Origin of the sequence: Streptomyces sp. R-07, from assembly GCF_049913175.1 — a bacterium.
In the GTDB taxonomy this organism is placed as follows: domain Bacteria; phylum Actinomycetota; class Actinomycetes; order Streptomycetales; family Streptomycetaceae; genus Streptomyces.
Window position 1 is genome coordinate 4,870,245 of the sequence record NZ_CP183978.1, and the last position, 20,870, is coordinate 4,891,114.

General features: G+C 74.4%; 14 protein-coding genes. 8 read left to right on the plus strand and 6 right to left on the minus strand.

Going from position 1 to position 20,870, the window contains the following annotated elements; translation table 11 throughout:
• Positions 1 to 143: 143 nt before the first annotated feature.
• Positions 144 to 1,484: a PspC domain-containing protein gene (locus tag ACN9M0_RS22415; RefSeq protein WP_426404091.1), complete on the minus strand. Its 1,341-nt coding sequence runs from the start codon at positions 1,482 to 1,484 to the stop codon at positions 144 to 146.
• Between the two features lie 156 nt (positions 1,485 to 1,640).
• Between ACN9M0_RS22415 and ACN9M0_RS22420 the strand changes: the two genes are divergently transcribed.
• Together ACN9M0_RS22420 and ACN9M0_RS22425 are read left to right on the plus strand one after the other, a co-directional pair.
• Positions 1,641 to 2,903 (plus strand): PspC domain-containing protein, encoded by a 1,263-nt coding sequence (locus ACN9M0_RS22420; protein ID WP_426404092.1) that lies wholly within the window; start codon positions 1,641 to 1,643, stop codon positions 2,901 to 2,903.
• Positions 2,900 to 3,616, plus strand: a complete 717-nt coding sequence (locus ACN9M0_RS22425) for a response regulator transcription factor (protein WP_366039914.1) — start codon at positions 2,900 to 2,902, stop codon at positions 3,614 to 3,616. Before ACN9M0_RS22420 ends, ACN9M0_RS22425 begins: the two co-directional genes overlap by 4 nt.
• A 7-nt stretch (positions 3,617 to 3,623) precedes the next feature.
• Here the strand turns inward: ACN9M0_RS22425 and ACN9M0_RS22430 are convergent, their stop codons facing one another.
• Positions 3,624 to 4,739, minus strand: a complete 1,116-nt coding sequence (locus ACN9M0_RS22430) for a C40 family peptidase (RefSeq protein ID WP_399695875.1) — start codon at positions 4,737 to 4,739, stop codon at positions 3,624 to 3,626.
• Between the two features lie 473 nt (positions 4,740 to 5,212).
• On the opposite strand from ACN9M0_RS22430, the gene ACN9M0_RS22435 reads away from it, so the two are divergent.
• Together ACN9M0_RS22435 and pcrA are read left to right on the plus strand one after the other, a co-directional pair.
• Positions 5,213 to 5,566: a hypothetical protein gene (locus tag ACN9M0_RS22435; protein ID WP_426404093.1), complete on the plus strand. Its 354-nt coding sequence runs from the start codon at positions 5,213 to 5,215 to the stop codon at positions 5,564 to 5,566.
• 68 nt (positions 5,567 to 5,634) lie between these two features.
• Complete coding sequence (gene pcrA / locus ACN9M0_RS22440) at positions 5,635 to 8,085, plus strand: DNA helicase PcrA (RefSeq protein ID WP_366039911.1); 2,451 nt, start codon at positions 5,635 to 5,637, stop codon at positions 8,083 to 8,085.
• Positions 8,086 to 8,142: 57 nt separating this feature from the next.
• Here pcrA and ACN9M0_RS22445 read toward each other — a convergent pair whose 3' ends face one another.
• Complete coding sequence (locus tag ACN9M0_RS22445; RefSeq protein ID WP_426404094.1) at positions 8,143 to 9,774, minus strand: M23 family metallopeptidase; 1,632 nt, start codon at positions 9,772 to 9,774, stop codon at positions 8,143 to 8,145.
• Between the two features lie 222 nt (positions 9,775 to 9,996).
• Complete coding sequence (locus ACN9M0_RS22450; RefSeq protein WP_426404095.1) at positions 9,997 to 10,890, minus strand: lipase family alpha/beta hydrolase; 894 nt, start codon at positions 10,888 to 10,890, stop codon at positions 9,997 to 9,999.
• A gap of 301 nt (positions 10,891 to 11,191) precedes the next feature.
• Between ACN9M0_RS22450 and ACN9M0_RS22455 the strand changes: the two genes are divergently transcribed.
• The gene (locus ACN9M0_RS22455) at positions 11,192 to 11,599 is read left to right on the plus strand and encodes a cobalamin B12-binding domain-containing protein (protein ID WP_366039908.1); all 408 of its coding nucleotides are present in this window, start codon (positions 11,192 to 11,194) and stop codon (positions 11,597 to 11,599) included.
• 110 nt (positions 11,600 to 11,709) lie between these two features.
• Here ACN9M0_RS22455 and ACN9M0_RS22460 read toward each other — a convergent pair whose 3' ends face one another.
• Both ACN9M0_RS22460 and ACN9M0_RS22465 read right to left on the minus strand, forming a co-directional pair.
• Positions 11,710 to 13,701: a DUF5691 domain-containing protein gene (locus ACN9M0_RS22460; protein WP_426404096.1), complete on the minus strand. Its 1,992-nt coding sequence runs from the start codon at positions 13,699 to 13,701 to the stop codon at positions 11,710 to 11,712.
• Between the two features lie 38 nt (positions 13,702 to 13,739).
• Positions 13,740 to 15,086: an SWIM zinc finger family protein gene (locus ACN9M0_RS22465; protein ID WP_366039906.1), complete on the minus strand. Its 1,347-nt coding sequence runs from the start codon at positions 15,084 to 15,086 to the stop codon at positions 13,740 to 13,742.
• Positions 15,087 to 15,372: 286 nt separating this feature from the next.
• On the opposite strand from ACN9M0_RS22465, the gene ACN9M0_RS22470 reads away from it, so the two are divergent.
• From ACN9M0_RS22470 to ACN9M0_RS22480, 3 genes are read left to right on the plus strand one after another with little or no spacing between them, the layout of a single operon-like run.
• On the plus strand, positions 15,373 to 16,530 hold the full coding sequence (locus tag ACN9M0_RS22470) for an ATP-binding protein (RefSeq protein ID WP_366039905.1): 1,158 nt from the start codon (positions 15,373 to 15,375) through the stop codon (positions 16,528 to 16,530).
• Positions 16,527 to 19,292 carry a DUF5682 family protein gene (locus ACN9M0_RS22475; RefSeq protein WP_426404097.1) on the plus strand — a complete coding sequence of 922 codons (2,766 nt, stop codon included), beginning with the start codon at positions 16,527 to 16,529 and terminating at the stop codon, positions 19,290 to 19,292. Before ACN9M0_RS22470 ends, ACN9M0_RS22475 begins: the two co-directional genes overlap by 4 nt.
• Entirely contained in the window at positions 19,289 to 20,431 is a 1,143-nt protein-coding gene (locus tag ACN9M0_RS22480) for a VWA domain-containing protein (RefSeq protein WP_399695883.1), read from the plus strand. The genes ACN9M0_RS22475 and ACN9M0_RS22480 overlap by 4 nt, the downstream gene beginning before the upstream one ends.
• Positions 20,432 to 20,870 lie beyond the last annotated feature (439 nt).

Genomic DNA, 20,870 nt, shown 5'->3' on the forward strand with positions numbered 1-20,870 from the left:
CGAGGGCGGCGGTGCCCAGGCCGCCGCAGAGCACGGGGATCACCGCGTACCACGGGGTCGTCCAGGCCCCGGCGGCGTCGCCCGCGTAGGCGGCGGCCAGGGCGAGGGCGGTCAGGCCGACGAGCAGCCGGCCGGGGCGGAACTCATGAAGCAGCACGGGTGACCTCCACCTGTCCGAGTCCGACCTCCAGCGAGAGGTCCAGGGTGCCCGCCGGGGTGGTCCCGGCCGGCGGGGTGAGCGTCCGGGTCACGTCACGGTCCGGCGCGACGTCGATGTCGCCGGCGGGTGCGTCCGGCAGCTGCAGATCGCCCAGGCCCACCTGGGCGTGCAGCTTCACCACCGCGCCCTTCGGGACGATCACCTTGAGCTGCCCGGCGCCCACCTCGGCGCGGGTGACCACTGTCGTGCCGGCCGGGAGCGGGAGCCCGGACAGGTCGAGCGTGCCGACCCCCGTGCCCAGTTCGTAGTCCGGCTGCACGGCGGCGACCGAAGCGGGCCGCCACGTCTCGCGGACCCATTCCGTGCTGATCCGGTCCGGCAGCGCCGAGGCCATCGCAAGCAGGCCCGCCGTGACCACGGTCAGGAAGACCGTGCCGAAACCGGTCCGCCCGAGGAAACTGCTGACGACGAGGCCCAGGCCGAACACGGCGAGCGCGGCGGCCAGACCGATCTGCAGGCTGGTGCCCAGCGGGTGGGTGTCCCACGTCAGGCCCGTGCCGAGCCCGCCCGCCAGCAGGGCGAGCAGGAAGACGAGCCCCCCGATGGAGAGCGGGCTCCGGCGGACCGAGGGCGTCGGACGCCCGGGCTCCGCCGGGCCGGGGCCCCACTGGCTGCCCGGCTTCGGCACCTCGCCGTTCACCCGGCCGTCCTCGTCCAGGATTCCGTGCGGACCCCACAGGTAGCCGACGGCCACCTTGCCCGTCGAGCCGTCCTTGACGATCGGGTCCTTCCACCACGAGGGGAACTCGGCGAGCGGCGGGGCCTTGGTCTCGGGCGGTGCCTCGGCGACCGCGAGGCCCGTCGGCGCGTCCGGTCTGCCCTCGGTCTCGCCGCCGCTACGCCGCCGCTGCGACCAGACCGCCGCCCCGCACACCGCGAGCGACAGGGTCAGCGTGAAGCCCAGCACCGTCCCGCTGTGCAGCGTCGACAGGAAGATCCCGCAGCCGATCAGCGCCATCAGCAGGGCCGCCAGGGAAGCCCCGGAGACCCGGCCCGTCAGCAGCCGGCGCCCCTCGCTGTCCTCCTCGCCCGCGAGCGGGATCAGCAGCCACGCGAAGCCGTAGAACACGAGGCCCAGGCCGCCCGCCACCGCGAGCACGCCGATCACCACCCGGAAGATCACCGGGTCGAGGTCGAAGTGCCGCCCGAGGCCTCCGCAGACGCCGCCCACGACGTTGCTTCCGCGCGAGCGCCGGAGCGGCGGGGCGGGATCGGCCTCCGCCGGCGGCGGGGCCTCGTGCTGCGAAGGCATCGAACTCGTCATGCCTCCATGGTGACGGCCCGTGACGCCCGGCGGCACCGGGGCCGACCCTGGCCCGACCCTGATATTCGCGGGGCCGCCGTCCCCGAGTCCGTACCAGGGACGATCTCAGGGCCGACCCTGATGTCCGGGGCGGGCCGAACGTGTGACGATCGGTGCATGTCCGCAACCGCTCGCGTCACCGAGACCGACGAACCGCCCGTGCGCAGGCTCTACCGGAGCGCCGACGGGCGGTGGCTCGGCGGTGTCGCGCGCGGCCTCGCGGGCCACCTCGGCCTGCCGGTCGTCTGGGTGCGCGCGCTGTTCGTGGTGCTGTCGTTCTCGAACGGTCTCGGCATCGTGCTCTACGCGGTCTTCTGGATCGTCGTCCCGCTCGGCGTCGGCGGCCGGTCGGCCCCGCGCTCCCTCTTCGAGACCACCTCGGACGGGCGCCGCAGACTGCGCAAGCCCGACCGCGGCCAGGTCGTCGCCCTGATCGCGCTCGGCATCGGCCTCGCGGCCCTCGTCGGGAACATCAGCGTGGACAGCGAGACCGGGCGGTACATATGGCCGCTGATCCTCATCGCCGTGGGCGTCGTCCTCGTCTGGCGCCAGGCGGACAACGCCCGCCGGGCCAGCTGGACCGACCCCGGGCGCCGCAAGCGCGCGATCCAGCTCGTCCGCGGCCTCGTCGGCGTCGGCCTCGTCGGCACCGGGCTCGCGATCTTCGTGGTGGTCCGCGGCTCCGTCGCCCAGCTGGGCACGGCCGTCACCGCCGCCGTCGCGGTCCTCACCGGCATAGCGCTCCTCGCCGGGCCCTGGCTGGTCCGCATGTCGCAGGACCTCAACGACGAGCGGACCATGCGCATCCGTGCCCAGGAGCGCGCCGAGGTCGCGGCCCACGTCCACGACTCCGTGCTGCACACCCTCACCCTGATCCAGCGCAACGCCGACGACGCCGGCGAGGTGCGTCGCCTCGCCCGCGCGCAGGAGCGAGAGCTGCGGAACTGGCTCTACAAGCCCGAGGGCACCGGCCGGGACGAGGAGCCCGAGACCCTCGCGGAGGCGGTGAGGAGAGCGGCGGCCGAGGTCGAGGACAAGCACGGGGTCCCGCTGGAGGTGGTCGTCGTCGGCGACTGCCCCCTCGACGAGAAACTGGCCGCGCAGATGCAGGCCGCGCGCGAGGCGATGGTCAACGCCGCCAAGTACGGTGGCGAGGGCGGGGCCGTGCAGGTGTACGCCGAGGTGGAGGGGCGCAAGGTCTTCGTCTCGGTGCGGGACCGGGGACCGGGCTTCGACCTGGACGCGGTCCCCGAGGACCGGATGGGCGTACGAGAATCGATCATCGGCCGTATGCAGCGCAACGGCGGTACGGCCCGGCTGCGGTCACCGCAGGGCGGGGGCACCGAAGTGGAGCTCGAGATGGAGAGGGCGGACGGATGAGCGACGAGACCGGAGCAGCGACCGGAACCGATGCGGGGGCGCCGGGCACGGAGCGCCGGGTGCGGGTGGTGCTCGTCGACGACCACCGGATGTTCCGCACCGGGGTCCAGGCCGAGATCGGCCGGACCGAGGTCACCGGCGTCGAGGTGGTCGGCGAGGCCGCCGACGTCGACCAGGCGGTCACGGTCATCACCGCGACCCGCCCCGAGGTCGTCCTCCTCGACGTGCACCTGCCGGGCGGCGGCGGGGTCGAGGTGCTGCGGCGCTGCGCGAGCCTGATGGGCGCGCCCGAGGACCCGGTCCGCTTCCTGGCCCTGTCGGTCTCGGACGCGGCCGAGGACGTCATCGGGGTGATCCGGGGCGGTGCCCGCGGCTATGTCACCAAGACGATCACCGGCACCGACCTGGTCGACTCGATCTTCCGCGTCCAGGAAGGCGACGCCGTCTTCTCGCCGCGTCTCGCCGGCTTCGTCCTGGACGCCTTCGCGTCGACGGACGCGCCCCCGGTGGACGAGGACCTCGACCGGCTCACCCAGCGGGAGCGGGAGGTGCTGCGGCTGATCGCCCGGGGATACGCGTACAAGGAGATCGCCAAGCAGCTCTACATCTCGGTGAAGACGGTCGAGTCGCACGTCTCGGCGGTGCTGCGGAAGCTCCAGCTCTCCAACCGCCACGAGCTCACCCGCTGGGCCACCGCCCGCCGCCTGGTCTGAGCGGGGCTCAGCCGACCCGGGTCGCCCCGGCGAAGGGCATCTCGTCGATGGGTGCGATGCGCACCGGGGCGCCCGGCCGGGGGGCGTGGATCATCTGGCCGCCGCCGATGTAGAGACCGACGTGGCTGATCCCGGAGTAGAAGAAGATCAGGTCACCGGGGGCGAGCTGGGAGCGGGAGACCCGCTGTCCGGCGTTGATCTGGGTGTACGTCGTGCGGGGCAGGGCGACGCCTGCGGCGCGCCAGGCCGCCTGGGTGAGACCGGAGCAGTCGTACGCGGAGGGGCCCGTCGCCCCCCACACGTACGGCTTGCCGAGCTGGGCGCGGGCGAAGGAGATGGCTTCGGCGGCCCGGGCGTTCGGGGCGGTCACCGGCCCGCGTTCGCCGCCCGAGGAGCGATCGGCCCGCACCGTCGCGGAGTCGCTCGCCGCGCCCGTGCCGCTCGCGCCGTCGGCCCGCGTGGAGGCGCCGGAGCCGTCCCGGGCCGCGGCGGCCGCCTCGTACTGTGCGCGTTCCTCCTCGGTCAGCCGGGCGAGCAGCGTCCTGGCCTCCGCCAGCTTGCCGACGACGGCGGCCTTCTGCCGCCGCAGCTCCGCCTCGTGCCCGCGCAGGGCGGTGAGCTTTCCCGCCGACTCGCCGCGCAGCTGCCGGATCGCGGCGAGCTCGCGCCGGACGGCCGTGACGGCGGCGGCCTGCCGGTCCCCGGCCTTCTCGGCGAGCGCGGCCCGCTCCAGGTACTGGTCCGGGTTCGAGGTGAGGGCGAGCTGCACCGCGGGGTCGAGCCCTCCGGAGCGGTACTGGGCGGTGGCCATGGCCCCGAGCGCGTCCCGGGCGGTGTTGAGGCGCTGGGTCCTGCGGGCGGCCTCGTCGCGCAGCCGGTCGAAGGCGGCGCGCGCCTCGTCGGCCTTCTCCTTCGCCCCGTTGTACCGCTCCGTCGCGACCTCGGCCTCCTCGTAGAGCCGGTCGACCTTCGCCTTGACCTGGGCGGTGGTGGGCCGGGGGTCCGCGTGTCCGGACCCTTCGAAGAGCGTCGCCGTCGCCGCCGAGGCGAGGGCGAGGGTGGCGGCGGTGCGGATCGCCTGGCCACCGAGGGGGGACTGTTTGGACTTCCGGTGCGCTGCCACGAGGGCGGGTCACATCCTCTTCCCTGAGGGGTACGGTGCCCGCCGGGCCGACGGCGGGCCGCACAGGGGAGACGGACCGCCGCCGGGTTTCTCGGCGGGGGTGACCGACGGCCGCCGGATCGCCGACGGTGGTGGGGAGCCGGTCACCTGGTGGAGGACGCTAAACCGGGGGTCACGGCCGGACGGGGAGTTGACCGCTATTGGCGTCAGTTGACGTGTCGGGGACCGATCTCTTTCGCCCGGAGTGAGAGGTCGGGGGCATTCCGGCGGCCGCCGACCGAAGCGCCGGAAGCAGTGGACCCGTCGGGGGAGCGCTGCTAGGCCCTCGGTCGGCATCCGCCCACTTGGCCGGGAGCCGCGCAGGTGCCCGGGGTGGGCATCCCCACCCGGCCGAGGAGGGGGCCGACGCCCGGGTTCGGGATCCGCCCACCCGGTCGGGGAGCGGTGGCAGGGCCCCCGTTAGGCTCCGGCACATGGACGTACTCATCAATGTCTTCGTCGCCCTGCACATCGTCGGTATCGCCTCCCTCCTCGGCGGTTTCCTCACCCAGATGAAGGCGATGGGCGCCGGTACGGCCCGCTTCAGCCCCGCGATGCTGCACGGCGCGCTGACCATGCTGGTCACGGGCGTCGCGCTCGTCGGCCTCAACCAGGCCGACGACCAGACCGTGAACAACCTCAAGATCGGCATCAAGCTGGCGATCCTCGTCGTCGTCCTCGGCCTCGTCTACGTCAAGCGGGACGAGGAGAAGGTCGACAAGGGCCTCTTCGTCGCCGTCGGCGGCCTGACCACGGCGAACATCTTCATCGCGACCCTCTGGGTGTGAGCCCTTCCACAGAGACCGTGCCGAAGGCGGGCCCGGATGTCGGTGGGGCGTCCTAGACTCGTGAGGCGATGAGCAGCCTCTTTGACGACAGCTTCCTGGCCGGCCTCCAGAACCACTCCTCGGAGGAGCCCCCGCCCCACCCCGAGGAGCACGAGCACGGCTCCCCGGCCGTGGAGGAGGTCCCGCACGACCTCTTCGGGGAGCACTTCGACGCGCCCCCGCCCGCCCGGGACGCCTACTACCGCGACGGCGCCCACCGCCCCGTCGTGGACGCCGCCGCGCTCCTGGAGGGGCTGAACGAGCAGCAGCGTGCCGCCGTCGTCCACACCGACACCCCGCTGCTCATCGTCGCCGGCGCCGGCTCCGGCAAGACCCGGGTCCTCACCCACCGCATCGCCCACCTCCTGGGCACGCGGCACGTGCACCCCGGCCAGATACTGGCGATCACCTTCACGAACAAGGCCGCCGGCGAGATGAAGGAGCGCGTCGAGCAGCTCGTCGGACCGCGCGCCAACGCCATGTGGGTCATGACCTTCCACAGCGCCTGCGTCCGCATCCTGCGCCGCGAGTCGAAGAAGCTCGGCTTCACCTCCTCCTTCTCGATCTACGACGCCGCCGACTCGAAGCGGCTGATGTCGCTGGTCTGCCGGGACCTGGACCTCGACCCGAAGAAGTTCCCGCCGAAGTCGTTCAGCGCCAAGATCTCCAACCTCAAGAACGAGCTGATCGACGAGGAGACCTTCGCCGACCAGGCCGCCGACGGCTTCGAGAAGACGCTCGCCGAGGCGTACCGGATGTACCAGGCGCGGCTGCGCGAGGCCAACGCCCTGGACTTCGACGACATCATCATGACGACGGTCCACCTGCTCCAGGCGTTCCCGGACGTCGCCGAGCACTACCGCCGCCGCTTCCGCCACGTGCTGGTCGACGAGTACCAGGACACCAACCACGCCCAGTACACCCTCGTGCGCGAGCTCGTCGGCACCGGCTACGAGGACCTCGGCCCGGCGGAGCTGTGCGTCGTCGGTGACGCAGACCAGTCGATCTACGCCTTCCGCGGCGCGACCATCCGCAACATCCTCCAGTTCGAGGAGGACTACCCGGACGCGACGACGATCCTCCTGGAGCAGAACTACCGCTCCACCCAGACGATCCTCTCCGCCGCCAACGCCGTCATCGAGCGCAACGAGTCCCGCCGCCCCAAGAACCTGTGGACGAACGCGGGCGCGGGATCGCAGATCACGGGCTACGTCGCCGACACCGAGCACGACGAGGCCCAGTTCGTCGCCGACGAGATCGACCGGCTCACGGACGCGGGCGAGGCCAAGGCCGGGGACGTCGCCGTCTTCTACCGGACCAACGCCCAGTCGCGTGTCTTCGAAGAGATCTTCATCCGCGTCGGACTGCCCTACAAGGTCGTCGGCGGCGTGCGCTTCTACGAGCGCAAGGAGGTCCGGGACGTCCTCGCGTACCTCCGCGTCCTCGCCAACCCCGAGGACAACGTGCCGCTGCGCCGCATCCTCAACGTTCCCAAGCGGGGCATCGGCGAGCGAGCCGAGGCGATGATCGACGCCCTCTCCCTGCGCGAGAAGATCACCTTCCCGCAGGCCCTCAAGCGGGTCGACGAGGCGTACGGCATGGCCGCGCGCTCGGCGAACGCCGTGAAGCGGTTCAACGCGCTCATGGACGAGCTGCGGACCGTCGTCGAGTCCGGCGCCGGCCCCGCCGTCGTCCTGGAGGCCGTCCTGGAGCGGACCGGCTACCTGGCCGAGCTCCAGGCCTCGACCGACCCGCAGGACGAGACCCGGATCGAGAACCTCCAGGAACTCGCCGCCGTCGCCCTCGAGTTCGAGCAGGAGCGCGGCGAGGAGCCCGCGACCCTCGCCGAGTTCCTGGAGAAGGTGGCTCTCGTCGCCGACTCCGACCAGATCCCGGACGAGGACGAGGAGGGCCGCGGCGTCATCACGCTGATGACGCTGCACACCGCCAAGGGCCTCGAATTCCCGGTCGTGTTCCTCACGGGCATGGAGGACGGCGTCTTCCCGCACATGCGTGCCCTCGGGCAGGCGAAGGAGCTGGAGGAGGAGCGACGCCTCGCGTACGTGGGCATCACGCGCGCGCGTGAGCGGCTCTACCTCACCCGCTCGTCGATGCGCAGCGCGTGGGGTCAGCCCTCGTACAACCCGGCCTCGCGCTTCCTGGAGGAGATCCCGCCCGCGTACCTGGAGTGGAAGCGGACCGGTCCGATGGCGAAGCCCGCCGGGCCCACCTCGGGGATCACCTCCTCGCTCTCCTCCTCCCGCTCGCGCTCCGGCCCCTCCGGCTTCGCCACCCGGCGCGCCGGCGAGAAGCCGGTGATCTCCCTCCAGGTCGGCGACCGCGTCACGCACGACCAGTTCGGGCTGGGCACGGTCATGACGGTGACCGGTGCGGGTTCGGACGCCCAGGCGACGATCGACTTCGGCGACGAGAAGCCGAAGCGACTGCTGCTGCGGTACGCGCCGGTCGAGAAGCTGTAGCGCGTACGAGAAGGGGCCCCGGCTTCGCGCCGGGGCCCCTTCTCGTACGTACGGAGGTCAGCTGGTCGGATCGAGGCCGTGGCTGCGCAGCCAGGGCAGCGGGTCGATCGCGGAGCCGCCGCCGGGCCGGACCTCGAAGTGGAGGTGCGGGCCGGTGGAGTTGCCGGAGTTGCCGGAGTAGGCGATGACGTCGCCGGCCTTGACGTAGCCCGAGCGGAGCTTGGTGCTGCTCAGGTGGCAGTACCAGGTCTCGGTGCCGTCGGGCGCGGTCACGATCGCCATGTTGCCGTAGGCGCTGTTCCACTGGGTGCGGACGGTGCCGTCGGTCGCGGCCATCACGGGAGTGCCGTACTGCACGGGGAAGTCGATGCCCGTGTGCACCGACATCCAGTTGACGCCCGACTGTCCGAAGCGCGCGCTGAGCTCGTGGAGCTTCACCGGCAGCAGGAACTTGGGGCGCAGCGCCTCCTTGCGGGCCGCCTCCTCCTCGCGCTTCTTCTTGTCGGCCGCCTGGCGGGCCCGGAGGTCGATGCGCTCCTGGGTGCGGCTGGCGCGGTCGCCGAAGTCGCGGGCGTCGGCGCTGAGCGCGGCGAGCTGGGTGTCGAGCGCGCTGTTGGCGGCGACCTGCTTGACGGAGGACGGGTCGGCGGCGGCGAGCGCGGTCGTGTCTTCCTTCTGCCCGCCGGTCGTGGTGGGGCCGGTGAGCCCGCTGACCGAGGCGGCGGCGATGCCGGCGACACCCATGACGCAGGCGGAGGGGACGGCGACGGTCAGCAGCGCGGACCGCTTGGCGGGGGTACGGCGGCGGCCGCGGCTGCCACCGGAGGAGCGGCGCACGGGGCGGCCGGCGAGGGGTGAATCGGTACGGACCTCGACGGCCGGCTCGCCGCTCGGCAGGTCGTGGTCCTCGTACGACTCGTACGCCTCGTCCTCGCCGTCCTCGAGGGCTTCCGGGGCACCGGCCGGGCCGTCGGTCTCGGCCGGGTCGTAGGACTCCTCGGCCTCGTATCCGGAGTAGGCCCCTTCGGCGTCGTACGCCGGGTAGTTCTCGTCCGCCGCGTCGGAGGGGAGCCCCTCGTGCCCCGTGTGTCCCTCGGGGACGTACTCGAAGGCGAACTCGGCGGTGTGCTCGGCGTGCGGGGTGTACTGCTGGGGGACGACCGGCTCGGGCTCCGGGGTCGCGTGGTTCCACGCGGTCGCGTCGAAGGCGCCGGTCTCGGTCGCGAAGGCGGGGGCGGCCCACTGGCCGGTGGCGTCGTAGGCCTCGTAGCCGTACGCGCCCTGGGCGGCGTAGGCGCCGGCGTGTGCGGTGTCGTACTGGCCGGTGTGCTGGGCCTCGGTCCAGGCGGAGGCGTCCCACTGCCCGGTGGTGTCGTACTGCGCCGTGGTGGTCGCGTAGGTGCCGGTGGCCTCGTAGGAGGTGGCGGCGGCGTTCCACTGGCCCGTGGTGTCCCACTGGCCGGTCGTGTCGTACTGCCCGGTGCCGGTGGTGTCGTACTGCCCGGTGGTGGTGTCGTACTGCCCCGTCGTCGCGTACGTGCCGGTGGCCCCGTACTGACCGAGGTCCCACTGGCCGCTGTGGTCGGCCTGACCGCCGGGGTAGGCGCCGAACAGCGGGTCGATGGCGAAACTGCCAGTGGTGTGGGCGCCGTCTCCGACGTACCCGGCGTGGGGGTGCTGGTCGTTCACCAACGTCTCTCTCGCCTCGGCAGCAGGACCAGTCCGGGGCGGGCCCGTGAGGGGTGTCCCGGGGGTAAGCAGTGGCGCGACTGTACCCGGCGGTATGCGCGGCGGACAATCTTCGGAGGGGTTTGCGCCCGCAGGAAACGGGCAATCGGCCGTGTTTCGCCAGGTCGGGTGGAGAGCTTTGGCCTTGTGTTCGATGAACGTTCGAAGAATGGTGTCGCGCGGTCAGGCGACGGAGGTGGCGCCCGGCCCCTCCTCCCGCGTCCCGGAGACGACCGGTCCGCCCGCGTCGAGGGCTTCCCGGACCCCGGCGGCCACCGTCGGATGCACGGGCAGCGCGAGATGGCCGATCCCGCTCACCCGCACGTTGTGCACGAGCAGGTCGGGGTGGTCGAGGCAGGCGGTCTCCACCGGCACCATCACCTGGTCCAGATCGCTCCAGAAGCTCACGAACCGCGTCCGGCAGCCCGGCGCGGGACCGGCGAGCTCCCGCAGAACCTCCGAACCGGGCCGCATCTGCCGCACCAGCGGATGCGCGTCGGCGAGCGGGGCCACCGTGGTCCCCGAGTGCGGGGTGCCGAGCATGACGAGGGTGCGCACCCGCGTGTCACCGCCCAGGCGCTGCACGTAATAGCGGGCGATGAGACCGCCCAGGCTGTGCCCGACGATGTCGACCTCGGCGTGTCCGGTGCGGGCGCGGATCTCGTCCACCCGGCGGCCGAGCAGCTCGGCGGCGGCCCGCAGGTCGCAGGTGAGCGGTGAGTAGTTGAGCGACTCGACGCAGTCACGGCCGTGCCGGGTGAGGGAGCGGCGCAGCAGCACGAAGACCGAACGGTTGTCGACGAAGCCGTGCAGGAGGACGACCGGGCGGGTGCCGGGGGCGATCGCCGTGGGGCGCACGATGGGGTCCGTGGCCGTCGGGTCCGTGGTCCGGTCCGAGGTCCGGTCCGTGGCCGTCGGGTCCGTGGTCCGGTCCGTGGCCGGGTCCCTGGTCGGGTTCGCGGTGGGGGAGAGGCGCTCGGCGACGATCCCGGACGGGTAGAGGACGAGATGGCCGGTGAGGATCGCGACTTCCAGCGCGGTGGCCTTCATCAGGGCGGTGACCTTGGCGAGCTCCATGGCCGGCCTCCCGAACGGCACGCGGGGCCGGACGCTACGCCGGTCCGCCGCGCCCCCGTGCCGCACGGACGGCGGCACGGGGGCGCGGCGACCTCGTCGCGGCTCCCTTCGCGACCGGCCCCGCTTGCGGCTGGTGGGCCCAGGAGGAGGGCCCGTAAGCGGGGACGGCGCAGAGCGAACATGTCCCACGTGTGATTTCCCCCTCGTGCGCCACCGCGAAACGGCCGGGTGCGAGATGCTGGAGATAACGTTCGTTCACCTCCCCGGCAATCAGGCGCGGGGGTCGCATGTGGAGGCAGTGATGGGTGTGAGCGGTCCGATCCGCGTGGTCGTCGCCAAGCCGGGTCTCGACGGCCACGATCGCGGGGCCAAGGTGATCGCGCGGGCGCTTCGCGACGCCGGCATGGAGGTCATCTACACCGGGCTCCACCAGACGCCCGAGCAGATCGTCGACACCGCGATCCAGGAGGACGCCGACGCGATCGGCCTCTCGATCCTCTCCGGAGCGCACAACACGCTGTTCGTGAAGGTCCTGGAGCTCCTCAAGGACCGCGACGCGGAGGACATCAAGGTCTTCGGCGGCGGCATCATCCCCGACGCGGACATCGCCCCGCTGAAGGAGAAGGGCGTGGCGGAGATCTTCACGCCGGGCGCGACGACCACGTCCATCGTCGACTGGGTGAACGCGAACGTCCGCGTCGCCGTGTAGGTCCTCTCCGGCGGACCAAGGCCGGACCCGGTACCGGGACGGTCCAGGTCCGCGGCACGGTCCGCACCTCGCTGTCAGGGCCCTCCCGCAGGGGAGGGCCCTTCGGCGTATCAGCGGGCAGGCAGTACGGAGTCCGGCGGCGGTGGCGGCGTGAGTTCGGCGCGCATCGCCGCGCGGAGCCGGAGCGTGGAGACCAGGCGCTGGAAGGCTTCCGACCAGTAGTCGCCCGCGCCGGGGGAGCTGTCCTCCGCCTCGTCGGGACGGGCCGTCAGGGACTCCAGCTGCCGCGCAGCCTCCGGGGCGAGGCAGCGCTCCGCCAGGCCCATCACCCCGCTGAAGCTCCACGGGTAACTGCCCGCCTCCCGCGCGATGTCGAGCGCGTCGATCACCGCCACGCCGAGCGGCTCCGCCCACGGAACGGCGCAGACACCGAGCAGCTGGAACGCCTCGGACAGCCCGTGGGCCGCGACGAACGAGGCGACCCAGCCCGCCCGTTCCTCCACGGGCAGCGTCGAAAGGAGCTGGGCGCGCTCGGCCAGCGACGAGGTGCCGGGGCCCGTCGCGGGCGGGACCGCCGGGGAACCGAGCAGCGCGCGCGACCAAGCCGGGTCCCGCTGCCGCACGGCGGCCCGGCACCAGGCGGCGTGCAGCTCGCCCTGCCAGTCGTCGGCGACCGGCAGCGCCACGATCTCCTCCGGGCCACGCCCCCCGAACCTGGCCGGCCAGGACGGCAGCGGCGCCGCCTCGACGAGCTGGCCCAGCCACCAGGAACGCTCGCCCCGGCCCGTCGGCGGCGTCGCCACCAGGCCGTCCCGCTGCATCGCCGCGTCGCACTCGTGCGGGGCCTCGACGGCGATCGTCGGTGTCGGGGCCGTCCGGTCCAGGCCGACGCAGGTGGCGGCCCGGCCCGCCATCCGGCCCGCGAGAGCGGAGGCCGGCAGGGCGGAGAGCAGCTCGGCGGCGGTGGCCCGGACATTACGGCTGCGGTCGCCGAGGGCCTCCTCCAGGAACTCCTCGTCGGCGTCGGAGAGTCCGGTACGCAGCGAGTCCAGGAACATCAACCGGTCCTCCGCCCGCTCGGTCGGCCAGGTCGACGCGAGCAGCGCGAGACCGGCGGCCGGATCCTCGGTCCGTACGGCGGCGAGCAGGGCGACCCGCTCGGCGAACAGGCCCTCGTCCCACAGGGCGCGGACCCCCTCCGCGTCCCCCGGGGACGGCAGGTTGCCGCCCGCGCCCGTGCCCCGGAGGGCGAACCGCCACTCGGGATTGAGCCGCGCCAGCCACAGACCGCGCGGGCCGGCGAGCCGGAGCGCCTGGGGCCGCAGATCGGTGCGGGCCCTGGCCGCGTCGAGCAGCGCGGGCAGCGCGGCGGGCGAGGCCTTGTAGCCGTGCCGGTTGGCGAGGGCCAGCCACTGGGGGAGCAGCTCGGCGAGGTCGGGTGCGGCCCCGCGCCGTCCTGCGGGCGAGGGCGCGGCCCGGCCGGCGAGCAGCTGGTCGAGCCGCAGCCGGGCGGCCTCGGGCAGTGGCGGGCGCGGGTCTTCGGGCGCGGGCTCCGGCAGGGCCGCGGCGGGCCCGGGCCGCAGCCCCGCCCTGCGCCGTACGGTGTGCAGCGCGGCGGCGTCGAGCAGCGCACCCGGCCTGTCGCGGGCGGCCACGGAACCCGCGAGCCCGGCGGGAGGCCGCCGGTCCGTCCCGAGCAACGCCGAACTGACGAGCTCCTCCCACAGACGCGCGTCGTCGTCGGCGGTTCCGGGAGCGGTCGGCGCGGGCGGGCCGTCTGCCGTTCCGGTTGCCGTCGGTGCGGTCGTGCAGTCGGCGAGGAGACCGACCTGCGGGCCGGGAGAGCCGTCCTCGGTGGTGGCCGGGGTCCCCGGTGCGGCGTCCTCGGCGGCGGCGGGGGCCCCCGGTGCGGCGTGCGCGGTGGTGGCCGGGGTCCCCGGGGCGGCGGTGGTCGGACGGCTTGCGTCGTGGTCGCCGGGAGTGGGCGGAGCGGTCGGGTCGTCGGCCGTTCCCGCTGCCGGCGGTGCGGTTGTCGCTTGGGCAGCGGGGGTTTCCGTCGTCGGCGAGGGGGTGTCGGGGGAGGTGGTCGTGGGCGTGTCCATCGGGCTCCTCCGGTGGGCCGGTGCGCGGTGGGCGGGCGTCATATGAGGGGGACCGTCTCGGCCGGGGTATCCGGTGACCAGGCGGCGAGCGGGGTGAAGCCCAGGTGGCCGCACTCCCCGAAGACGGTCACCGGGGCGCCGCCCGACAGGGCGATCAGGCGCCAGAGGCCGGGCCGGGACTGGGCGGCGGGCGTCAGGGGCAGCGCCTCGCGGCCGTCGGCGTCGGCGAGCTGCCAGCCGTACTCCGCGCGCGCCGGTACGACCCCGCTCAGCGTCACGGGCCACGAGTCCAGCCACGGGTCATCGCACAGCGCACGGCCGTACGCGTCCAGCGCCGCGCCGACCGGTCCGCCCGCCGGCGGCGCGACGGGGCCCGCGACCGGGACGAACTCCGCCCCCGGCTCCGCCCGCACCTGGCCGGAGCCCGTGTGCGGGGTCAGTTCGCCGTCGAGGAGCGCGCCCACGGGGAGCGCCAGCTGGGGCGCCCTGCCCGCCGCGCCGAAGGAGAGCAGGAGCGCGGTGCGCCCGCTCGTCGTGCCGTGCAGCCAGATCCGCCGGGTGGTCAGCCGGGCGTCGGCCGCGTCGTACTGCGCGAGGACCAGCCAGTGGTCGCGCACCGGGACGCCGTCCGCCGGGGCGGTGAGGCCCACCCGGGTCCGTACCGTCGTCGCGAACGGGGCGGGCAGCCGGTCGGCCGCCAGCCACGCCCGGTCGAGGAGATGGGTCAGCGCGCACTCCTCCAGGAGCCGCACGGGCCAGCCCGGCCCCGAGCCCGGTATGGCCCCCAACTCCCGCACCCGGCCCGCCAGACCCGGAGCCTGGGCGTCGACCATGCGGGCCGCCGTCTCCTCCCACAGCCCGTACCCCGCCTGCCCGGCCGCCGCCAGGCCGCCGCGCAGCAGGTCGGCGAGCCGCTGCTCCAACTCCTGTGCGCCCGAGGTGATCCGGGCCGCTCTGCGCTCGGCCCTGCGGCGCGCGGCCTCGGGGTCGGCCGTCGCCCCCGGGGCCGCGTCCCCGGCCCGCCCGCCGGTGCCGGCGGCCCGGCCGCGCCGCGCGGTGAGCCACCGCGCGGCCCAGTCGGGTGCGGGGGAGTCCTCGGCGGCGATCCCGTCCGCCGCCCGGAGCAGCAGCAGGCCCAGCGCGTGCTTGCAGGGGAACTTCCGGCTGGGGCAACCGCAGGAGTACGCGGGCCCGGTGGTGTCGACGACCGTCCGGTACGGCGTGCTTCCGCCGCCCTTGCACAGGCCCCACACGGCGCCGTCGCCGCACCCCGTCTCCGACCAGGGCCCGGCCGTGCCGAGCTTGCTCCCCGCTCTGCGCGACGCTTCGTCAGGAGCCAGTGCCAGCACCTGTTCCGCCGTCCAGCGCACCCCCATGGCATTCATGTCATCGACGGTAGAGGCCACCACTGACAACGCCCCTGACCGTCTCGGCCCTCGCCGTCACCGGCCTCGCCCTCGGGGCCTGCTCCGAAGCCGCCGAGAAGGCCGTCGACCAGGTCGACAAGTCCGTGAACGAGACCTACGAGGCGTCGCCGTCTCCCCGGTCATGGGCTGACCCTCCCTCACCACCCCTCTCCCCAACCGGCCCTGACCAGCGGTGACAGCCGATTGTCAGTGGCATGGTGCACGGTGGATCGCACAGCAGGTCGAACGATCTGGAGGGGGATCCATGCCCGTGCCCGAAACCATCGCGAAGCCCGGTTCCGGTGTCGAGACGGACACCGGACCGGGACGGCCGCAGACCGCCACCGAGGCCCTGCGACCGCACGCGGAGCACGCCTTCGCCCACGAACTCGCGGCCCTCGCCGCCGCCGACGACCGGCCCCGGCCCGCCCGCTGGCGCCTCTCGCCGTGGGCCGTCGCCACCTACCTCCTCGGCGGCACGCTCCCCGACGGGACCGTCGTCACGCCCAAGTACGTCGGACCGCGCCGCATCGTCGAAGTCGCCGTCACCACGCTCGCCACCGACCGGGCGCTGCTCCTGCTCGGCGTCCCCGGCACCGCCAAGACCTGGGTCTCCGAGCACCTCGCCGCCGCCGTCAGCGGCGACTCCACCCTCCTCGTCCAGGGCACCGCCGGCACGCCCGAGGAGGCCATCCGGTACGGCTGGAACTACGCGCAACTCCTCGCCCACGGCCCCAGCAGGGACGCCCTCGTCCCCAGCCCCGTCATGCGCGCGATGTCCCAGGGCATGACCGCCCGCGTCGAGGAGCTCACCCGCATCCCCGCCGACGTGCAGGACACGCTCATCACGATCCTGTCCGAGAAGACCCTGCCCGTCCCCGAGCTCGGAGACGAGGTGCAGGCCGTCCCCGGCTTCAACCTGATCGCCACCGCCAACGACCGCGACCGGGGCGTCAACGAGCTCTCCAGCGCCCTGCGCCGCCGCTTCAACACCGTCGTGCTCCCGCTGCCCGCGACCCCCGAGGCCGAGGTCGACATCGTCGCCCGCCGCGTCGAGCAGCTCGGCCGCTCCCTCGAACTGCCCGCCCTCCCCGACGGCGTGGACGAGATCCGCCGGGTCGTCACCGTCTTCCGCGAGCTGCGGGACGGGGTCACCACCGACGGCCGGACGAGGGTCAAATCCCCCTCGGGGACGCTCTCCACGGCCGAGGCCATCTCCGTCGTCACCGGCGGACTCGCCCTCGCCGCCCACTTCGGCGACGGCGTCCTGCGTCCCGCCGACATCGCCGCCGGCATCCTCGGCGCAGTCGTCCGCGACCCGGCGGCCGACCGGGTCGTCTGGCAGGAGTACCTGGAAACCGTCGTGCGGGAGAGAGACGGCTGGAAGGACTTCTATCGCGCCTGCCGCGAGGTGAGCGCATGACGCCCACCGCCACGGACCCGACCCGCACACCGGAGGCCGGGCCTGCCGAGCCCGGGCCTGCCGACCGGGCGCCGGCAACCGGGCCTGCCGAGCCCGGGACCGCCGTCGGTCGCGCGCCGGGACTCGGTCACGGGGTGCCCGGCCCCGTCGGCTGTCTCCCGCCGGAGGCCGGCCCCGAGCGGAGCGGGGCCGTCGGCCGCCGGGTCGGGCCCTTGCTGCTCGGGGTGCGGCATCACGGGCCCGGGTCCGCGCGCGGGGTGCGGGCCGCCCTGGAGGCGGAGCGGCCCGCCGCCGTGCTCGTCGAAGGTCCCGCCGAGGCCGACGCCCTCGTGGCGCTCGCCGGAGACCCGGAGATGCGGCCGCCGGTCGCACTGCTCGCCCACGCCGTGGACGACCCCGGGCGCGCCGCGTTCTGGCCGATGGCCGAGTTCTCGCCCGAGTGGGTCGCGATCCGCTGGGCCCTCGACCACGGCGCCGCCGTCCGCTTCGTCGACCTGCCCGCCGCCCACACCCTCGCCGCCGCCGACCCCACCTGGAGCGACGGGGAGGACGAGGTCACCGGGAGCGGCCTGCGGATCGACCCCGTCGCCGAACTCGCCAGGGCCGCCGGGTACGAGGACGCCGAGCGCTGGTGGGAGGACGTCGTCGAGCTGCGCGGCGACGCCGACCCCACCGCTCCCTTCGAGGCCCTCGCCGAGGCCATGGGCGCCCTGCGCGAGACGTACGGCGACGGCGGCCACCCCCGCGACCTGGTCCGCGAGGCGTACATGCGGCTTCAGCTGCGCGCCGCCCGCAAGGAGTACGGGGACTCCGTCGCCGTCGTCTGCGGCGCCTGGCACGTGCCCGCGCTCACCCGCAGGACCACCGTCGCCGCCGACAAGGCCCTCCTGAAGGGCCTGCCCCGGGCGAAGGCCGAGCTGACCTGGGTCCCCTGGACCCACCGCAGGCTCGCCCGCCGCTCCGGCTACGGCGCCGGGATCGACGCACCCGGCTGGTACGGACACCTCTTCGCCGCCCCCGACCGGCCCGTCGAACGCTGGATGACCAAGGTCGCCCGCCTCCTCAGGGCCGAGGACCACCCCGTCTCTCCCGCCCACGTCATCGAGGCCGTCCGGCTCGCCGAGACCCTCGCCGCGCTGCGCGGCCGGCCGCTCCCCGGCCTCGACGAGACGACCGACGCCGTCCGCGCCGTTCTCTGCGAGGGCTCCGACGTGCCGCTCGACCTCGTCCGCGACCGCCTCGTCGTCGGCGACGTCCTCGGCGAAGTTCCGGCCGCCGCCCCCGCCGTACCCCTCCAGCGCGATCTGACCTGCCGCCAGCGCACCCTCCGCCTCAAGCCCGAGGCCCAGGAGCGCGAGCTCGGACTCGACCTCCGCAAGGAGACCGACGGCGAGCGCAGCCGCCTGCTGCACCGGCTGCGCCTCCTCGGCGTCCACTGGGGCGAACCGGCCGCCGGACGGGCCGGCACCGGCACCTTCCGGGAGACCTGGCGGCTGCGCTGGGAGCCCGAGCTGCACGTCCAGGTCGCCGAGGCCGGCGTCTGGGGCACCACCGTCGAGGCCGCCGCCACCGCCAAGGCCGAGTCCCGGGCCCTCGCCGCGACGGCCCTCACCGACATCACCGCCCTCGCCGAGCAGTGCCTCCTCGCCGGGCTCGCCGACGCGCTTCCCGTCGTCATGCGGGCGCTCGCCGACCGGGCGGCCCTCGACACCGACGTCGCCCACCTCGCCCAGGCCCTCCCGGCCCTGGCCCGCTCCCTGCGCTACGGCGACGTCCGGGGCACCGGCACGGCGGCCCTCGGCGAGGTCGCCGCCGGGCTCGCCGAGCGGATCTGCGTCGGCCTGCCGCCCGCCTGCGCCGGACTCGACACGGACGCCGCCGCCCAGATGCGCGACCACCTCGACGCCGTCCACACCGCGATCGCCCTCCTCCAGGACCACCTCGACGCGCCCCCGTCCCCGGACCGGACGGGGGCGGCCCTCGCCCCGGACCACGCGGGCGTACCCGCGGCTCCGGACCACGCGGGCGCGCCCGTGATCCAGGACCACCCGGGCGCGCCAGCGACCCCGGACCACGCGGGCGTACCCACGGCCCCGGACCACGCGGGCGCGCCCGCGATCCAGGACCACCTCGACGGGCTCACCGCCCCGAACCACCCGGGCGCACCCCCCGCCCCGGACCACCTCGACGGGTCCACCTCCCCGGACCGCCCGGACGCGCCGCGAGACGCGGCCCGTGGGCCCGGTGGCGGGCTCGTCGATCGGTGGGGCGGGGTGTTGCGGCGGGTTGCCGGGCGGGAGCGGATACCCGGGGTTCTCCGGGGGCGCGCCGTTCGGCTTCTGCTCGACGAGGGGCGGATCGGTGACGGGGAGGCCGCTCTGCTCATGAGCCGCGCCCTCTCGGCCGGCACCCCGCCGGCCGACGCCGCCGCCTGGATCGACGGCTTCGTCGGCGGGGCCTCCGGCGGCGGGCTGCTCCTCGTCCATGACGAGCGCCTCCTCGGCCTCGTCGACGCCTGGCTGACGTCCGTCCCGGACGCGGCCTTCGTCGACGTCCTGCCGCTGCTGCGCCGCACCTTCTCCACGTACGAGAAGGGCGTCCGCCGCACCCTCGGCGAGCTCGTCGCCCGCGGCCCGGACCACCACCGCGCCGCCGGGTACGCCACCTCCCCGCCCGGTTTCGCCCCCACCCCCGACCCCGAGCGGGCCGACGCCGTGCTGCCCCTCCTCCACCTCGTCCTCGGCAGGGAGGTCACCCCATGAGCAGCAGCAGTGGCACCGGCGACGAGCGGCTGCGGCGCTGGCGGCTCGTCCTGGGCGGTGCGGAAGCGGACGGTACCGGCCGGGCGCTCACCGGTACCGACGCCGCCATGGACCGTGCCCTCACCGCGCTCTACGACCGCGAGGGCGGCGACCGCTCGGCCGGGCTCGGCGCCTCCGCGCCCTCCGTCGCCCGCTGGCTCGGCGACATCCGCACGTACTTCCCGAGCTCCGTCGTCCAGGTCATGCAGCGCGACGCGATCGACCGGCTCGGGATCGCCACCCTCCTCCTGGAGCCGGAGATGCTGGAGGCCGTCGAGGCTGACGTGCACCTCGTCGGCACCCTCCTCTCCCTCGGCAAGGCGATGCCGGAGACGACCCGGGAGACCGCCCGGGCCGTCGTGCGCAAGGTCGTCGACGAGCTGGAGAAGCGCCTCGCCGCCCGCACCCGCGCCACCCTCACCGGCGCGCTCGACCGCTCCGCCCGGATCAGTCGGCCCCGCCACCGCGACATCGACTGGGACCGCACGATCCGCGCCAACCTCAAGCACTACCTGCCCGAGCACCGCACGGTCGTCCCCGAGCGGCTGGTCGGCCACGGGCGTGCCTCCCGGGCGGTCAGGAAGGAGGTGGTGCTCTGCATCGACCAGTCCGGCTCCATGGCGGCCTCCGTCGTCCACGCCGCCGTCTTCGGTGCGGTGCTCGCCTCCATGCGGTCGCTCGCCACCCGGCTCGTCGTCTTCGACACCGCCGTCGTCGACCTGACCGAGCAGCTCGACGACCCGGTCGACGTCCTCTTCGGCACCCGGCTCGGCGGCGGCACCGACATCAACCGCGCCCTCGCCTACTGCCAGTCGAAGATCACCCGCCCCGCCGACACCGTCGTCGTCCTCGTCAGTGATCTGTACGAGGGAGGGATCCGCGACGAGATGCTGAAGCGGGTCGCGGCGATGAAGGCCTCCGGCGTTCAGTTCGTGGCACTGCTCGCGCTCTCCGACGAGGGTGCCCCCGCCTACGACCGGGACCACGCGGCGGCGCTCGCCGCGCTCGGCGCCCCGGCCTTCGCCTGCACCCCCGACCTGTTCCCGGAGATCATGGCGGCCGCCCTGGAGAAACGACCCCTGCCGATACCGGAGGGGTGAGGGGCCGGGGTGCGGAGGAGGGGGACGGGCGGCACCGGAGGGGTGAGGGGCCTGGGTGCGGAGGAGGGGGACGGGCGGCACCGGACGGTGAGGGGCCTGGGTGCGGAGGAGGGGGACGGGCGGCACCGGACGGTGAGGGGCCTGGGTGCGGAGGAGGGGGACGGCCGGCACCGGACGGTGAGGGGCCGGGGTGCGGAGGAGGGGACGGCCGGGCACCGGACGGTGAGGGGCCGGGGTGCGGAGGAGGGGACGGCCGGGCACCGGACGGTGACGTGCCCGGGTGCGGATTCCGTCGTCTCGGGACCACCCGCACGGGTGCCGACAGGCCGACTGAGTCCCATATCACACTCGTGCACGAGAGGCCCTCACTTCTCTTCCGGGCGCGTCGTGAGAAGCCGGGAGCCCAAGCCCCGCCTGCCGTGAACGCCGCACGTCCCCA

Excerpts from the sequence above, each read along its gene's own strand:
- ACN9M0_RS22415 (WP_426404091.1), bottom strand. The coding sequence starts at position 1,484 with ATGACGAGTTCGATGCCTTCGCAGCACGAGGCCCCGCCGCCGGCGGAG.
- ACN9M0_RS22420 (WP_426404092.1), top strand. The coding sequence starts at position 1,641 with ATGTCCGCAACCGCTCGCGTCACCGAGACCGACGAACCGCCCGTGCGC.
- ACN9M0_RS22425 (WP_366039914.1), top strand. The coding sequence starts at position 2,900 with ATGAGCGACGAGACCGGAGCAGCGACCGGAACCGATGCGGGGGCGCCG.
- ACN9M0_RS22435 (WP_426404093.1), top strand. The coding sequence starts at position 5,213 with ATGGACGTACTCATCAATGTCTTCGTCGCCCTGCACATCGTCGGTATC.
- pcrA (WP_366039911.1), top strand. The coding sequence starts at position 5,635 with ATGAGCAGCCTCTTTGACGACAGCTTCCTGGCCGGCCTCCAGAACCAC.
- ACN9M0_RS22450 (WP_426404095.1), bottom strand. The coding sequence starts at position 10,890 with ATGGAGCTCGCCAAGGTCACCGCCCTGATGAAGGCCACCGCGCTGGAA.
- ACN9M0_RS22455 (WP_366039908.1), top strand. The coding sequence starts at position 11,192 with ATGGGTGTGAGCGGTCCGATCCGCGTGGTCGTCGCCAAGCCGGGTCTC.
- ACN9M0_RS22460 (WP_426404096.1), bottom strand. The coding sequence starts at position 13,701 with ATGGACACGCCCACGACCACCTCCCCCGACACCCCCTCGCCGACGACG.
- ACN9M0_RS22465 (WP_366039906.1), bottom strand. The coding sequence starts at position 15,086 with ATGAATGCCATGGGGGTGCGCTGGACGGCGGAACAGGTGCTGGCACTG.
- ACN9M0_RS22470 (WP_366039905.1), top strand. The coding sequence starts at position 15,373 with ATGCCCGTGCCCGAAACCATCGCGAAGCCCGGTTCCGGTGTCGAGACG.
- ACN9M0_RS22475 (WP_426404097.1), top strand. The coding sequence starts at position 16,527 with ATGACGCCCACCGCCACGGACCCGACCCGCACACCGGAGGCCGGGCCT.
- ACN9M0_RS22480 (WP_399695883.1), top strand. The coding sequence starts at position 19,289 with ATGAGCAGCAGCAGTGGCACCGGCGACGAGCGGCTGCGGCGCTGGCGG.